Here is a 14,324-nt window from a genome sequence, read left to right on the forward strand (position 1 = left end):
GAAAAGTAAATGTCTTTAATTAGTATGCACGGCGCGTGGCTCTCTTTCAGCGACTCACCGCTTCTCGATAATGCAGAGCTGCATATCGAAGATAACGAACGCGTCTGTCTGGTGGGCCGTAACGGCGCGGGTAAATCCACGCTGATGAAAATCCTCAACCGCGAGCAGGGGCTGGATGACGGCCGCATCGTGTACGAGCAGGATCTGATTGTCTCCCGCCTCCAGCAGGACCCGCCGCGCCATGTCACCGGCAGCGTGTACGACTTCGTGGCGGAGGGGATCTCTGAGCAGGCGGAATACCTGAAGCGCTATCACGAGATTTCGCATCTGGTCATGACCGACCCGAGCGACAAGAATCTCAATGAGCTCGCAAAAGTGCAGGAGATGCTCGATCACCACGGCCTGTGGCAGCTTGAAAACCGCATTAATGAAGTGCTGGCACAGCTTGGTCTGGAAGCGGATATGGAGCTGTCTGCGCTCTCCGGCGGCTGGCTGCGTAAAGCGGCCCTGGGCCGCGCGCTGGTCAGCGGGCCGAAAGTGCTGCTGCTGGACGAACCGACGAACCACCTGGATATCGAAGCCATTGACTGGCTGGAAGGGTTCCTGAAAACCTTCAGCGGCACCATCATCTTTATCTCGCACGACCGTTCGTTTATTCGCAATATGGCGACCCGTATTGTCGATCTCGACCGCGGTAAGCTGGTCACTTATCCTGGCGATTACGATACCTATCTGCTGGAGAAAGAAGAAAACCTGCGCGTGGAAGAGCTGCAGAATGCTGAGTTTGACCGCAAACTGGCGCAGGAAGAGGTCTGGATCCGCCAGGGCATCAAAGCCCGCCGTACCCGTAACGAAGGCCGTGTGCGTGCCCTGAAAGCGATGCGCCGCGAGCGCAGCGAACGCCGCGAAGTGATGGGCAGCGCCAAAATGCAGGTTGAAGAGGCATCCCGCTCCGGCAAGATTGTCTTCGAAATGGAAAACGTTAACTATCAGGTTGACGGCAAAGTGCTGGTAAAAGATTTCTCTGCTCAGGTCCAGCGCGGCGACAAAATTGCGCTGATTGGCCCCAACGGCTGCGGCAAAACCACATTACTGAAGTTGATGCTGAGCCAGTTGCAGGCTGACAGCGGCCGTATTCACTGCGGCACCAAACTTGAAGTCGCCTACTTCGACCAGCACCGCGCGGAGCTGGATCCGGACCGCACGGTAATGGATAACCTCGCTGAAGGTAAGCAGGAGGTCATGGTAAACGGTAAGCCGCGCCATGTGCTGGGCTACCTGCAGGACTTCCTGTTCCATCCGAAACGTGCGATGACGCCGGTTCGCGCCCTGTCCGGCGGGGAACGTAACCGCCTGTTGCTGGCACGTCTGTTCCTGAAGCCAAGCAACCTGCTGATCCTCGATGAACCGACGAACGATCTGGATGTCGAAACGCTGGAATTGCTGGAAGAGCTGATCGACGGGTACCAGGGAACCGTGATGCTGGTCAGCCACGATCGTCAGTTCGTTGATAATACCGTGACCGAGTGCTGGATCTTCGAAGGGGAAGGGCGAATTGGACAGTATGTGGGCGGGTACCACGATGCAAAAGGGCAGCAGTCACAGTCTCTGGCGCAAAAACAGTCAAAGTCCAAAACAAGTGCTGAACCTGCTGTAACAAAAGCAGAAACAGTCAAGAAAAGCTCGGCTAAACTAAGCTATAACCTGCAGCGCGAACTGGAGGGGCTTCCTCAGCGTCTGGAAGAGCTGGAGGCGGCGCTTGAAGATCTTCAGGCACAGGTTGCTGATGCCTCATTCTTTACCCAGTCGCATGACTATACTCAGAAAGTATTGGCTGAACTGTCCGCGGCTGAAAAAGCCCTGGAAGAAGCATTTGAGCGCTGGGAGTACCTTGAGTCTCTGAAGAACGGCGCATAAACAGGGATAACATATGTGTGACCAGCACCATGCCGACAGGCATATATTATGCTCGCAATGCGATATGCTCGTGGCGTTGCCAGAGCTGGGTCACGGACATAAAGCCCTGTGTCCACGTTGCGGCGCAACGCTGACGACCGAGTGGGACGCGCCAAGGCAGCGTCCCACTGCTTACGCACTGGCGGCATTATTTATGCTGCTGCTCTCCAATCTCTTCCCCTTCATCTATATGAAGGTGGGGGGGATGACAAGCCAGGTGGATCTGCTTGAAATCCCGGGCGTGATGTTCTCGGAAGATTACGCCAGCCTCGGCACCTTTTTTCTGCTGTTTGTCCAGATAGTCCCGGCGTTTTGCCTGGTGGTCATTCTTCTGCTGGTCAACCGCGTCAGGATGCCGACATCACTGAAAATCCGGCTCGCGCGTGTCCTTTTCCAGCTCAAAAGCTGGGGGATGGCTGAGATCTTTCTGGCCGGGATACTGGTCAGTTTCGTGAAGCTGATGGCGTATGGCGATGTCGGGATTGGCAGTAGCTTTGTGCCCTGGTGCCTGTATTGCGTCCTGCAGCTGCGCGCCTTCCAGTGCGTGGACAGGCGCTGGGCGTGGGACGATATCGCCCCGGCACCGACGCTTGCACAGACGGTGAAGGTCGGTGTGCCGGGTATCCGCCAGGGGCTGCGTTCCTGTCCGTGCTGTACCGCCGTGCTGCCCGCCGATCTCGACGTGTGTCCGCGCTGCGAAACGAAAGGCCACGTCCGTCGCAAGAACAGCCTGCAGTGGACAATGGCGCTGCTGGTGACATCCGTCATGCTATATCTTCCCGCCAATATTCTGCCGATTATGATCACCGACCTGCTCGGTGACAAAATGCCCTCGACGATCCTCGCGGGGGTGATCCTGCTTTGGGGCGAAGGATCCTACCCGGTCGCCGGCGTGATTTTCATCGCCAGTATTATGGTACCCACCTTAAAAATGATCGCCATTGCCTGGCTCTGTTGGGATGCAAAAGGTCACGGAAAGCGCGACAGCGAACGCATGCATCTGATTTATGAGGTGGTCGAGTTTGTTGGTCGCTGGTCAATGATCGACGTGTTTGTAATTGCCGTTCTCTCTGCGCTGGTGCGGATGGGCGGTTTGATGAGTATTTATCCCGCGATGGGGGCTTTAATGTTTGCGCTGGTCGTGATTATGACCATGTTTGCGGCCATGACCTTCGACCCTCGTTTATCGTGGGATCGTGAGCCTGAATCAAGCCATGAGGAAGAGTAAGAGCATGGAAAATAAGAGTGGAGAGGCGAAAGTGCAGAAGGTCAAAAACTGGTCGCCGGTGTGGATTTTCCCCATCGTGACGGCGCTGATCGGTGCCTGGATCCTGTTTTATCATTACAGCCATCAGGGACCGGAAGTGACGCTGATTACCACCAATGCTGAGGGGATTGAGGGCGGTAAAACGACCATCAAAAGCCGCAGCGTGGATGTGGGCGTGGTGGAAAGCGCAACCCTGACCGACGATTTAACCCATGTGGAGATCAAGGCGCGCCTGAATGCCGGCATGGAAAAACTGCTGCATGGCGATTCTGTTTTCTGGGTGGTTAAACCGCAGGTGGGGCGCGAAGGGATCAGCGGCTTAGGGACGTTGCTGTCAGGTGCCTATATTGAACTCCAGCCGGGTACAAAAGGTAACCAGCCGGGGCAATATCAGCTTCTGGATTCACCGCCGCTTGCTCCGCCGGATGCAAAAGGTATTCGCGTGATTTTAGACAGTAAAAAAGCGGGCCAGCTCACGGCGGGCGATCCGGTGCTGTTCCGCGGTTATCGTGTGGGTTCGGTTGAGAAAAGCACGTTTGACCCACAGAAAAGGTCCATCAGCTATCAGCTGTTCATCAATGCACCTAACGATCGTCTGGTCACCAGCAATGTCCGTTTCTGGAAAGACAGCGGCATCGCGGTCGATCTGACCTCGGCAGGCATGCGTGTTGAAATGGGCTCCCTGACAACGCTGTTTGGCGGTGGCGTAAGTTTTGACGTGCCGGAAGGTCTGGATCTGGGGCAGCCGGTTGCGGAGAACACTGCTTTCCGCCTGTTTGACGATCAAAAAAGCATTCAGGATGCGCTCTACACCGATCACGTTGACTTCCTGATGTTCTTTAAAGACTCCGTTCGTGGCCTGCAGCCGGGGGCGCCGGTTGAGTTCCGCGGCATTCGTCTCGGTACGGTTGGGCAAGTACCGTTCTTTGTGCCTGGTCTGCAGCAGGTCCTGGATGATGATTACCGCATTCCGGTGCTGATTCGTATCGAACCAGAACGTCTGATCAACCAGATTGGCGAGAACCAGGATATTGCCACGCATATCTCTCAACTGATGGAACGTGGTCTGCGCGGGTCGTTGAAGACCGGCAACCTGGTGACCGGCGCGCTGTATGTGGATATGGATTTCTATCAGAAAGCACCGCCGATTACCGGCATTCGTGAATTCGGTGGCTATAAAATCATCCCAACCGTGAGCAGCGGACTGGCTCAGATCCAGCAGCGTCTGATGGAAACGCTGGATAAGATTAACAATCTGCCGCTGAACCCAATGATTGAAGCCGCGACAGGTTCGTTACATCAGAGCCAGGCGACGATGCAACGCCTGCAAACCACGCTGGATAACATCAATAAGCTCACTGCAAGCCAGAGCATGCAGCAGTTGCCGCAGGATATGCAGAAAACGCTGCGTGAGCTGAACCGCAGTATGCAGGGCTTCCAGCCAGGCTCGGCGGCGTACAACAAGATGGTGGCAGATATGCAGCGTCTTGATCAGGTCTTGCGCGAACTGCAGCCGGTTCTGAAAACGCTCAACGAGAAGAGCAACGCGCTGGTGTTTGAAGCGAAAGATAAAAAGGATCCTGAGCCGAAGAGGGCGAAACAATGAAAAAATGGCTAGCGATTGTAGGAGCGATGGTACTCACGGCCTGTAGCTCAGGAAGTGAAACGAAAAGCTACTATCAGCTACCGCTGATGGCGCAGGCAGGTACCCAGAGTACCGCTTCGCAAGGCAACCGTCTGCTGTGGGTTGAGCAAGTTGCCGTGCCGGACTACCTGGCCGGCAACGGGGTGGTCTACCAGACCAGCGATGTACAGTACACCATCGCCAACAATAATCTGTGGGCCAGCCCGCTGGATCAGCAGTTGCGCAATACGCTGGTGGCAAATCTGAGCAGCCAGCTTCCGGGCTGGGTTGTCGCTTCCCAGCCACTGGGTAGCGATCAGGATACGCTGAACGTCACGGTAACGGGCTTCCATGGTCGGTATGACGGTGCCGTTATCATCAGCGGAGAGTGGCTGCTGAATCATCAGGGACAGCTGATTAAACGTCCTTTCCATCTGGAACTGAAGCAGCAGAAAGATGGCTATGATGAAATGGTGAAAGTCCTTGCTCAGGGTTGGGCGCAGGAGTCAGCCAGTATCGCCAGGGAGATTTCCCGGCTGCCATAAGTAAAATTCATCATCAAAAACCGCAGTTAGCCTGTCGCTGATTGCGGTTTTTTTTTCGTTTTGGCTTCAGGTTGTTACTTGTGCCGGGTCACACTTTTTGTACAAATGATCTTCTGGCTAGCTCACAAATATGACACCCGTATGAATTTTGAACATTGACGCTGCAATGAATTCGGGGTATTCGTTATCTGTGCCTGTACATTGAGTGCAGACACTGTTTTCTTTCCACCAGACAAAAGAATGAGGGAAACGAGGCATGAAGAGACAGAAACGAGATCGCCTGGAACGGGCTCATCAACGTGGTTATCAGGCCGGCATCGCTGGACGTTCTAAAGAAATGTGTCCTTATCAGACGATAAATCAAAGGTCACAATGGCTTGGAGGCTGGCGAGAAGCCATCGGCGACAGGGCACTCATTGCCTGATAACGTCTCTTTAAAGAAAGAAACCTCCGCACTGCGGAGGTTTCGCCTTTCAGGGAGGGCTTAACGCAAAATCAGAATGCGGAAGTGTCCTGGAACAGGCCAACTTTCAGGTCGTTCGCGGTATAGATCAGACGACCATCTACCAGCACTTCGCCATCCGCCAGGCCCATAATCAGGCGACGGTTAACAATGCGCTTGAAGTGAATACGATAGGTCACTTTCTTCGCTGTAGGCAGAACCTGGCCGGTGAATTTCACTTCGCCCACGCCCAGTGCGCGGCCTTTGCCTTCACCACCCAGCCAGCCCAGATAGAAGCCAACCAGCTGCCACATGGCATCCAGGCCCAGGCAGCCAGGCATTACCGGATCGCCAATGAAGTGGCAACCGAAGAACCACAGGTCCGGGTTGATATCGAGTTCTGCTTCTACGTAACCCTTATCGAAGTTGCCGCCGGTTTCGGTCATTTTCACGACACGGTCCATCATCAGCATGTTCGGGGCCGGTAACTGTGGGCCTTTCGCGCCAAACAGTTCACCGCGACCAGAGGCAAGAAGATCTTCTTTTGTATAGGATTCGCGTTTATCTACCATGTTCTCAGTAAGCCTTATTTTAGTGAAGGACGCAGGATAGCTAACACGTGTACGCTGAACAAGTCCGATCAGTTTGAATTAAACCAGCCCAGCCAGCGTAACGGCCATGGATAACGGTGGCGAGCATCCTGCTGTGTCGCCTGAGCAATTCGCTCCTGGATGGTCTGCATCAGGGTCGTCTGCCCCTCGCCATCCCATACCAGGTTTGTCAGTAAGGGTAGTGCATCCTCAATCCCTTCGATGGCCCAGATGGCGAATTGTTCCTGCTCAACCGCGTCCAGAATAGCCTGGCTAAGGCTTAAATGGCGTACATTGGGTGCTGGAATAATCACACCCTGTTTGCCGTTTAAACCACGCTGCTGACAGATAGAGAAGAAGCCTTCAATTTTTTCGTTCAGACCGCCAACAGGCTGAGCACGACCGAACTGATCGACCGAACCGGTGATCGCGAGGTTCTGGTTGATCGGCACGTCTGCCAGGGCGCTGATCAAGGCGCAGAGCTCCGCCATAGAGGCGCTATCGCCATCCACTTCGCTATAGGATTGTTCAAACGTCAGCGAGGCGGAGAAGGGGATTTGCTGCTCAAGCTGCAGCTCAGACATCAAAAACGCCTGCATGATCATCATGCCTTTGGCGTGAATGTTGCCGCCCAGCTCGGCTTTGCGTTCAATATCGGTGAACTCGCCATCGCCAACATGAACAACACAACTGATGCGTGAGGGTTCCCCGAACGCGCGCGGGTGGCCAGGGAATTCAATCACGGACAGGGCGTTAATCTGGCCGACGCGTTCACCTTCGGTCTCGACCAGAATTTGTTCCAGCAGAATTTCATCCTGCATACGGTCAGCAAGATAGCCTTCGCGCCACTCACGCTGCGCCAGCATCTGCGTGAGCTGTTCGCCAGTAAACGCACCTTTACCGCTGATCACACCCACTTCACGCAGCTGCTTGCCTATCCAGAGTGGACTGAGCGGCAGGGTTTCCTGGTCACCGCTATAACGAACCGCTTCGCGGATCAAACCCGGCCACGCGTCAGCGGCAGGCATTGGCAATGCAAAGCGTTCCGCAACGGCCAGCACCCACTGACACCACTGCGCCATGTCATCAGCATCGGCTACCTGGATGTTGTCTTCGTATTCGCTGTAAACCGCCAGCTCAGCCAGTTCCGGCTCCATTTCCTGGAAGTCAGCCAGCGATTCACGATCGCCCGTCAGCACGACGGTCAGCGACAGCGGCATTGACGGCACGGAGACCGGCAGAGGGCGAGACTCATCGTAACCGACCCAGTCAAAGCGTTGCTGGGTCACAATCGTTTTCAGGCGCATCCACAGCAGCGGCTGCGAGAGCAGGGTGCGCAGAGAGATGATCAGCACGCCGCCGTTTGCGCGATGTACCAGACCCGGTTGCAGTGAAAGCTCACCATTGAACTGACGCAGACAGCCAAAGAGTTGTTCAGCCTCGACCCAGTTAGCGGTAATGACTTCACCTGTCGCTGCAAAACGGTCATCGGCTTGGTCCGCCGGTTCGAAGGCGATCTTATCTCCCGCGATACGATACTGGCCGCCAAAGACCGCGTTCGCTTCCGGGCGCAACTGGCGCATAGCGTCCCCGAGAAGCGTCAGATATTCCGCCTCTTCGGGGGCTTTCAGCAGCATGAAGGGCGATGTCGCCCATGGGCTTAACGCCTGCTCCAGCGCATAATGCAAACGGGGTTGCGTATCGCTAAGGATGAATGGATGTTCTGTTGCGAGTTCGGGCTGTGAAAACAGGTCCTGATAGCTCTCGGTATCCGGAACAAGGTCACGCCATGCAAGTTTCGTAATCGTCAAAGTTGATGTTTTTTAGTCAGATGTAAAAGCGTGGAGTATACCGTAAGCGGGGGGATCTACCCAAGCAGGATTGGGTATTTCGACAGCGGGAATGGCTGCATTGACTCACAGGATATGATTTCTTTTCAGCAGATTGCCAAAAAACTGATATTCTGAACAGAGTTACGTGGTAACACTGAGATCGCAATGAAATATCAACAACTGGAAAATCTCGAAAGCGGCTGGAAATGGAAGTACCTGGTCAAAAAGCACCGTGAAGGGGAGCTGATCACCTGCTACATCGAAGCCAGCGCTGCACAAGAAGCCGTGGATATTTTGCTGACCCTCGAGAATGAACCGGTACAGGTTAACGGCTGGATTGAGAAACACATCAATCCCGCGTTGTTAAACCGGATGAAGCAAACGATCCGCGCGCGACGCAAACGGCATTTTAATGCTGAGCATCAGCACACGCGTAAAAAATCAATCGATCTGGAGTTCGTGGTCTGGCAGCGTCTGGCTGGGCTGGCGCAACGGCGTGGTAAAACGCTGTCGGAAACCATCGTGCAGTTGATTGAGGATGCCGAACATAAAGAGAAGTATGCTAACCAAATGTCGTCGCTAAAAAACGACCTTCAGGCGTTGCTGGGCAAAAAGTAGATTTGTGTTTTTCTTCAGACAATAAAAAACCCCGCATTGCGGGGTTTTTTTATAAGACGATAACTTATGCCGCTGGCTGAGTTACAACGTCTTTAACGCCTTTAACTTCGATCTCTACGCGACGATCTGGAGCCAGGCAGTCGATCAGTGCAGCGCGAGCTTTCACGTTGTCACAGGTGTTGCCAGTAACTGGGTTAGATTCGCCCATACCACGTGGGGAGATCTTGTTAGCTGGGATACCTTTAGAGATCAGGTAATCAACAACAGACTGAGCACGTTTCTCAGACAGTTTCTGGTTGTAAGCGTCAGAACCGATACGGTCGGTGAAGCCCAGAACCACTACGGAACCGTCTTTAGGATCCAGGTTGCTCAGCTGGGTGTACAGCTGATCCAGTGCCTGCTGGCCTTCTGGTTTCAGAGTCGCTTTGTTGAAGTTGAACAGAACGTCAGACTTCAGAGTGAAGTGCTTGGTCTGTACTTCTGGAGCTGGAGCCGGCGCTGGAGCAACAACTGGTGCTGCATCTTCCTGCTGGCCGAAACGGTAGGAAACACCTACGCTCAGCATGCCGTTGTCTGGACGAACGCCAACGGTAGCACCGTCGCCGATGTTGTTAACCCACTGGTATTCCAGACGGGTAGCGATGTCACGGGTCATAGCCCACTCAACGCCACCAGCGAATACTGGGGAAACACCGGTGTCATGGTCGTCGCCAGCGATGCTGTTGCTGGAGTCAGCGCGCCATACCATACCACCCAGACGGGTGTACACGTCCAGATCGTCAGTTACTGGGTAACCCAGTTTAGCGGTCAGCTGTACGCCTTGAGCTTTAAAAGCGCCATTAACGTTGTCGCCTTTGTATGGCATACGACCTAACCAGTCGTAACCCATTTCAAAACCAACATACGGGTTAACCTGATAGCCACCGAACGCACCTGCACCAAGCTGGCTCTCGTGAGTAGGGCCATCATTGTTCAGGCTGCTGTTGTACCAGCCGGTGTCGTGGAACTGAGACCAGCCCAGTTTACCACCTGCATACCAGGTATTATCTTTCGGAGCGGCCTGCGCTACGGTAGCGAAGCCAGCCAGTGCCACTGCAATCGCGATAGCTGTCTTTTTCATTTTTTGCGCCTCGTTATCATCCAAAATTCGCCATGAATGTCTCAAGTAGAGAATCACGGTTAAATCCTTCACCGGGGGGCGTGGTCAAATATAAATCTACCGATATCTTCGGCTTAGGCCGAGCACCCCTGGCGATGTAAAGTCTACAACGTAGCTGAAAACTTACAAGTGTGAAGTCTGTCAGGCATATGAAAAAAAAAGTTCCGTATACCTATTATTTAACATTTTTAGAACGAATTTTGTGCAGTAAAATTAAGGAGAACCGCTCCAGACGCGCCTTGCCGCAATTTTGACGCCGGGAACTAAATCCGTATCTTGCGGTCAAAAAAAATTCCAGGAAAAATCTTAATTTCGCTCAATGATACAAATTTGAGTGAATTTTTAGCCCAGAAAGTTGTCCTCTGCGATAAGAATCTGGACGAACCGGGCGCATGATGAACCCGATCGCATTCCCTTCTTCAGCCGCTTCAGTCAGACGAAAATGTTCCTCTTCCGTCAGTTCTTCGGGTAACCAGCCGATCACCACGCTGTAATTTCCAGTGCGCAACGCGCGAACCATAGACTCAACGGTATCGCAGGGAGAGAGTTGGTTAATCTGCATCACCTTAGCCAGCGGCAGGCCTGCGGACTGAACCCATTCACGGCTCAATTTTTGCTGTGGCGTCAGCCAGAGCTGCCAGCGCGATTGCTGACCAAGCTGCTGTAATAAAGGCAGTAGCAGGAGTTGGGTCAACAGAGGCTGGTCTTCACGATAAACCACTTCACTAATAAGCCCCGTCGAAACACCCCCAACGGTGTTGTGCGCGACAGTGCCCGCGGTAGAGGAGAGAGAAGTTGAGCGATTTGCATAGCCTGAAGTGTACATATTCATTCCAGCCCTGTAGTTACTGTATGGATATACAGTAACCCCTGTATGCATAAAGATCAACCTCATTTTCGGAAAGCGACTCGCAAAATTCGTTCAATGTTGATGCCCCTCGAAAAATCATCTTGCTCAACGGCGCTAAGTTGCCTATTTTCCTGCTAACGGATCCGCTAGTAAGAAATTTCGCTGTTACTTTATGATTTAGAAGGGAAATATCATGAAAAAGATATCTTATGAACGGATTTATCAATCCCAGGAATACCTCTCACCGCTAGGAGAAATTCATCATCGCGCACTGTTCGGTGGCTATACCCTGGCTGTAGATGACGCGGTTTTTGCCATGGTGTCAGATGGCGAGCTGTACCTTCGCGCCTGTGAAGAAAGCGCGAAATACTGTGTAAAAAATGCCGCCTCTTTTTTGACGTTAATGAAACGAGGCCGCCCGGTACTTCTCAACTATTACCGTGTCGATGATGGACTGTGGCAAGACAGGGAACGGCTGCTTCAGCTCTCCTCTTTCGCGCTCAATGCGGCGAGGAAAGAGCGCTGTCAGCGCCATCAACGAAACCGGCTTAAAGATCTGCCAAACCTGACCTTTCAGCTTGAGGTATTACTTTTTGAAGCTGGCATTACTAACGAAGAGACGCTGCGGGCACTGGGTGCCAGGGAGTGCTGGTTAAAGATGCGGGCTAAAAACAGGGCACTCGGTATTAAAGTGCTCTTTGCCCTTGAGGGGGCTATTGAGGGTTTGCATGAGGCGGCACTCCCGGCAGGCATTCGCCGGGAGTTGACGGAGTGGTTTAATGCGCTGCCTGAGCCACAGAAGAATCACTCCTCCAGGTAGCGATTTGCTGTTGTAACCGGCAAATTTCTGGCAGCAGAGCGATAAGCAGGCCAATCTGCTGTAGCACCAGCGGCGCTTTGCTGTCGTTTCCTGGCTCAAGACGCGCGATACGTTGAGTCAGTTCATCCAGCGACTGTCTCACTTTCGGTTCATCGGCTGGCCGGTGATGCAGTGCATCATCGACGTAGCAGACCGCGTCATCCAGCAGGTTGAGTATGCCCGGGTTGACCAGTTTCTCGCGGTGTGCACCCAGGGTGGAAATATAGCTGGTGAAGGTATGGTTGAGGCAGAGCAACCGGAAAGCCGTCTCACGCATCTCGGCCGTGGCACGAGGCTCCGTTGACATGTTAGAGACAACCGAAGCCAGTTCAGCATCACTGTTGTGCGCATCGCGGCGGGCTATCCGATAAGCCAGACGGTTATCGCGTCCCTGGTGGTACTGCTCAAGGATGGCATCCAGGTATCGGCAGTTGGCGTTCAATGCCCTGTCTAACACCCGCGGTAAATTACGGAAACGCCAGTCCGGCCAGATAAAGCTCACCGCTGCCCAGGCAATCGCACAGCCGATCAGGGTATCGAGCACGCGAGGCAGGGCGACCTCGAACCCTTCACCCAGCAGGTTAAAGCAGAGCAGCACCAGCAGCGTGATGAACATGGTGGCATGAGCGTACTGCACGTTGCGAAACGCGAAAAACAACACGCCGGTAATCACAATCAGCACCAGCTGCCCTTCAACAGAAGGCACGAAGTACAGCACGGGAAGTCCAATCGCGACACCGACCAGCGTACCGATAATACGCAGCGCAAGGCGGTGCCGGGTGGCGTTATAGTTTGGCTGGCAGACAAACAGGCTGGTCAGCAGGATCCAGTAGCCATGCTGCAAACCGGTTATCTGGATAAAGGCATAACCGACGCATAGCACCAGAGACATTCTCACAGCGTGGCGAAAGAGCGCCGACTCCGGCGTAAAGTTGCGGCTCAGCCGTAGCCACATATCGCTAAAGCTATGCACGCTGTCATCAGCCAGCTGATTTTCCACATCATTACCCGGTTGCGCCATCGCCTGTTCGGATTCGATGGTCGCCAGCTGAGCATCTATAGCCCGCAGGTTGTTGAGCAGAAAACCCAGCGCTTTGATATGTTCCGGTGATGTTCCGCTGGCCTGAACGCGATCGAGCGCCGCATCAAGATGGCTAAACACGCGTTCGAAACGGGGGTCATGCTGATAGGGCGTGCGCAGCAGAATGGATCGCGAGAGCTGCTGGCAGGCCAGGGACTGCATGGACAGCAGGCGCTGGAAGCGGAACATCACGTCGCTGTAGCGAAACTTTTCACGCAGGGCGGCATACTGAACATGCGAGGAACTGGCGCGTTCATGAATGTCCTGGGCGGCAAAATAGTAGTGTAAGGTTCTTCGCGTTCCACGCTGACCGCGATCGCCGCGCAGACGGGTAAGCAGTGAGGCTTTCGTCTGGTTAAGGGTGGTGACCAGCTGACCGTTTGCCAGCGCCAGATCGTAAAGCGGCGCCTGGCTTTCTTCTTCAATATCCGGGTCAAACAGCCGGGATTTCAGTTCCAGATAATGGGCCAACTGCTCAAAGCTACGGGCAAGGTTATCCTGCAGCGGGCGAACCGGGAAGATAAGATGGCCGGTTAACGTCAGCAGGTTATACCAGATGGCGCCCAGCAACAGCAGTAGAGGTTGCTGGTACCACTGGTCGTAAAGTGATACGCCCAGCATGGTATAGATGGCGATCAGTAAGGCGCCGAAGGCGATGGTGGCGTAGCGCTGCCCCAGTCCACCCAGCAAAATAAACCCGCTGGTCGAAAGCGTCAGGCCCAGCGCAAACAGCCACGGCCAGGGGAAGAGCAACTCAACGGACGCTGACGCAATAAAAAAGCAGACGAGCGTAATCACCAGATTACGCAAACGACCGGCCAGGCGATCGTCCAGATCCGCAAGCGCCCCGGCCACCACCCCCAGCGTGAGCGGGATGGTGAGTTTGACGTCATTCAACCACCACGGCAGGGCTACCGTGCCGCAAAGCGCGATAAAAATCCTGACGTTGTAAAGCCAGGAACTGTTCCAGGTATAACGGCGAAGCAGTGGGCTTAGCATAAACGCGGCCAGTCCTTATTTACTGAAAACGACGGCGTGCGTTCGCTTCACGCGCCGCCTGGGCCACTTCAACCGGAACAACTCTGCGCCCGACGGGCCAAAGGGCGATGGCGGCGATCTTAAAGTTCGCGAGCCCTACCGGAATCCCAATAATTGAGATGCACTGTGCAATACCGGCAAAAATATGCATGATGCATAGCCACCAGCCAAAGAAAATCAGCCACAGAATGTTCAGCAGGGTTCCCCCCGTGTTCATCAGGGCGTTCTTACTTTCCGGATTCAGTTCGTCAACGTGGATGGCTTCGTTACCGTAGGGGATCAACGAGAGTTTGGTGATTTCCCAGCAGGAGCGGGTCAGGGGGAGTGTGAAAATCAGGACGATGCTCACCAGTGTGGCAAAAAGCCAGGAAAGGGTGGTGGCAAAACCGCCCAGCACAAAATTCAACACATTCAGAACGGTACGCATAAACCCTCACTTCCTTTCGATAAAATTAACGCCCAA

At 54.0% G+C, this 14,324-nt stretch carries 13 protein-coding genes; 7 read left to right on the forward strand and 6 right to left on the reverse strand.

All coding sequences use genetic code 11. From position 1 onward, the window contains the following. The first annotated feature begins 9 nt into the window (after positions 1 to 9). The 5 genes from ACMGGM_RS20950 to rmf all read left to right on the forward strand — a co-directional run bounded on the left by ACMGGM_RS20950 (position 10) and on the right by rmf (position 5,816). On the forward strand, positions 10 to 1,917 hold the full coding sequence (locus tag ACMGGM_RS20950) for an ABC transporter ATP-binding protein (RefSeq protein WP_014883246.1): 1,908 nt from the start codon (positions 10 to 12) through the stop codon (positions 1,915 to 1,917). A 13-nt stretch (positions 1,918 to 1,930) separates the two neighbouring features. Next, positions 1,931 to 3,184: a membrane integrity-associated transporter subunit PqiA gene (pqiA, locus tag ACMGGM_RS20955; RefSeq protein ID WP_014883247.1), complete on the forward strand. Its 1,254-nt coding sequence runs from the start codon at positions 1,931 to 1,933 to the stop codon at positions 3,182 to 3,184. Between the two features lie 4 nt (positions 3,185 to 3,188). Beyond that, a complete protein-coding gene (pqiB, locus tag ACMGGM_RS20960) occupies positions 3,189 to 4,829 on the forward strand; it encodes an intermembrane transport protein PqiB (protein WP_014883248.1) in 1,641 nt (546 codons plus the stop codon). Beyond that, a complete protein-coding gene (pqiC, locus tag ACMGGM_RS20965; RefSeq protein WP_014883249.1) occupies positions 4,826 to 5,392 on the forward strand; it encodes a membrane integrity-associated transporter subunit PqiC in 567 nt (188 codons plus the stop codon). The genes pqiB and pqiC overlap by 4 nt, the downstream gene beginning before the upstream one ends. Positions 5,393 to 5,648: 256 nt before the next feature. Beyond that, complete coding sequence (gene rmf / locus ACMGGM_RS20970) at positions 5,649 to 5,816, forward strand: ribosome modulation factor (protein WP_013097261.1); 168 nt, start codon at positions 5,649 to 5,651, stop codon at positions 5,814 to 5,816. A 71-nt stretch (positions 5,817 to 5,887) separates the two neighbouring features. Here rmf and fabA read toward each other — a convergent pair whose 3' ends face one another. Further along, a complete protein-coding gene (fabA, locus tag ACMGGM_RS20975) occupies positions 5,888 to 6,406 on the reverse strand; it encodes a bifunctional 3-hydroxydecanoyl-ACP dehydratase/trans-2-decenoyl-ACP isomerase (protein WP_000227926.1) in 519 nt (172 codons plus the stop codon). Between the two features lie 68 nt (positions 6,407 to 6,474). After that, on the reverse strand, positions 6,475 to 8,235 hold the full coding sequence (locus ACMGGM_RS20980) for an AAA family ATPase (protein WP_414149071.1): 1,761 nt from the start codon (positions 8,233 to 8,235) through the stop codon (positions 6,475 to 6,477). A 186-nt stretch (positions 8,236 to 8,421) separates the two neighbouring features. Between ACMGGM_RS20980 and matP the strand changes: the two genes are divergently transcribed. Next, entirely contained in the window at positions 8,422 to 8,874 is a 453-nt protein-coding gene (matP, locus tag ACMGGM_RS20985) for a macrodomain Ter protein MatP (protein ID WP_023332611.1), read from the forward strand. A gap of 64 nt (positions 8,875 to 8,938) precedes the next feature. On the opposite strand, the gene ompA is transcribed toward matP, so the two are convergent. Together ompA and sulA are read right to left on the reverse strand one after the other, a co-directional pair. After that, on the reverse strand, positions 8,939 to 9,994 hold the full coding sequence (gene ompA / locus ACMGGM_RS20990) for a porin OmpA (protein WP_014883252.1): 1,056 nt from the start codon (positions 9,992 to 9,994) through the stop codon (positions 8,939 to 8,941). A 355-nt stretch (positions 9,995 to 10,349) separates the two neighbouring features. Next, on the reverse strand, positions 10,350 to 10,859 hold the full coding sequence (gene sulA, locus ACMGGM_RS20995) for an SOS-induced cell division inhibitor SulA (protein WP_014883253.1): 510 nt from the start codon (positions 10,857 to 10,859) through the stop codon (positions 10,350 to 10,352). 217 nt (positions 10,860 to 11,076) lie between these two features. Between sulA and ACMGGM_RS21000 the strand changes: the two genes are divergently transcribed. Then, entirely contained in the window at positions 11,077 to 11,703 is a 627-nt protein-coding gene (locus tag ACMGGM_RS21000; RefSeq protein ID WP_014883254.1) for a TfoX/Sxy family DNA transformation protein, read from the forward strand. Here ACMGGM_RS21000 and yccS read toward each other — a convergent pair. Together yccS and ACMGGM_RS21010 are read right to left on the reverse strand one after the other, a co-directional pair. Next, a complete protein-coding gene (yccS, locus tag ACMGGM_RS21005; protein WP_023332614.1) occupies positions 11,660 to 13,822 on the reverse strand; it encodes a YccS family putative transporter in 2,163 nt (720 codons plus the stop codon). The genes ACMGGM_RS21000 and yccS overlap by 44 nt on opposite strands. Before the next feature lie 19 nt (positions 13,823 to 13,841). Beyond that, the gene (locus ACMGGM_RS21010; RefSeq protein ID WP_014883256.1) at positions 13,842 to 14,288 is read right to left on the reverse strand and encodes a YccF domain-containing protein; all 447 of its coding nucleotides are present in this window, start codon (positions 14,286 to 14,288) and stop codon (positions 13,842 to 13,844) included. Positions 14,289 to 14,324: the final 36 nt, after the last annotated feature.

It is taken from the genome of Enterobacter sp. BNK-14 (assembly GCF_047456095.1).
In the GTDB taxonomy this organism is placed as follows: Bacteria; Pseudomonadota; Gammaproteobacteria; order Enterobacterales; family Enterobacteriaceae; genus Enterobacter; species Enterobacter kobei.

Excerpts from the sequence above, each read along its gene's own strand:
- ACMGGM_RS20950 (WP_014883246.1), top strand. The coding sequence starts at position 10 with ATGTCTTTAATTAGTATGCACGGCGCGTGGCTCTCTTTCAGCGACTCA.
- pqiA (WP_014883247.1), top strand. The coding sequence starts at position 1,931 with ATGTGTGACCAGCACCATGCCGACAGGCATATATTATGCTCGCAATGC.
- pqiB (WP_014883248.1), top strand. The coding sequence starts at position 3,189 with ATGGAAAATAAGAGTGGAGAGGCGAAAGTGCAGAAGGTCAAAAACTGG.
- pqiC (WP_014883249.1), top strand. The coding sequence starts at position 4,826 with ATGAAAAAATGGCTAGCGATTGTAGGAGCGATGGTACTCACGGCCTGT.
- rmf (WP_013097261.1), top strand. The coding sequence starts at position 5,649 with ATGAAGAGACAGAAACGAGATCGCCTGGAACGGGCTCATCAACGTGGT.
- fabA (WP_000227926.1), bottom strand. The coding sequence starts at position 6,406 with ATGGTAGATAAACGCGAATCCTATACAAAAGAAGATCTTCTTGCCTCT.
- matP (WP_023332611.1), top strand. The coding sequence starts at position 8,422 with ATGAAATATCAACAACTGGAAAATCTCGAAAGCGGCTGGAAATGGAAG.
- ompA (WP_014883252.1), bottom strand. The coding sequence starts at position 9,994 with ATGAAAAAGACAGCTATCGCGATTGCAGTGGCACTGGCTGGCTTCGCT.
- sulA (WP_014883253.1), bottom strand. The coding sequence starts at position 10,859 with ATGTACACTTCAGGCTATGCAAATCGCTCAACTTCTCTCTCCTCTACC.
- ACMGGM_RS21000 (WP_014883254.1), top strand. The coding sequence starts at position 11,077 with ATGAAAAAGATATCTTATGAACGGATTTATCAATCCCAGGAATACCTC.
- yccS (WP_023332614.1), bottom strand. The coding sequence starts at position 13,822 with ATGCTAAGCCCACTGCTTCGCCGTTATACCTGGAACAGTTCCTGGCTT.
- ACMGGM_RS21010 (WP_014883256.1), bottom strand. The coding sequence starts at position 14,288 with ATGCGTACCGTTCTGAATGTGTTGAATTTTGTGCTGGGCGGTTTTGCC.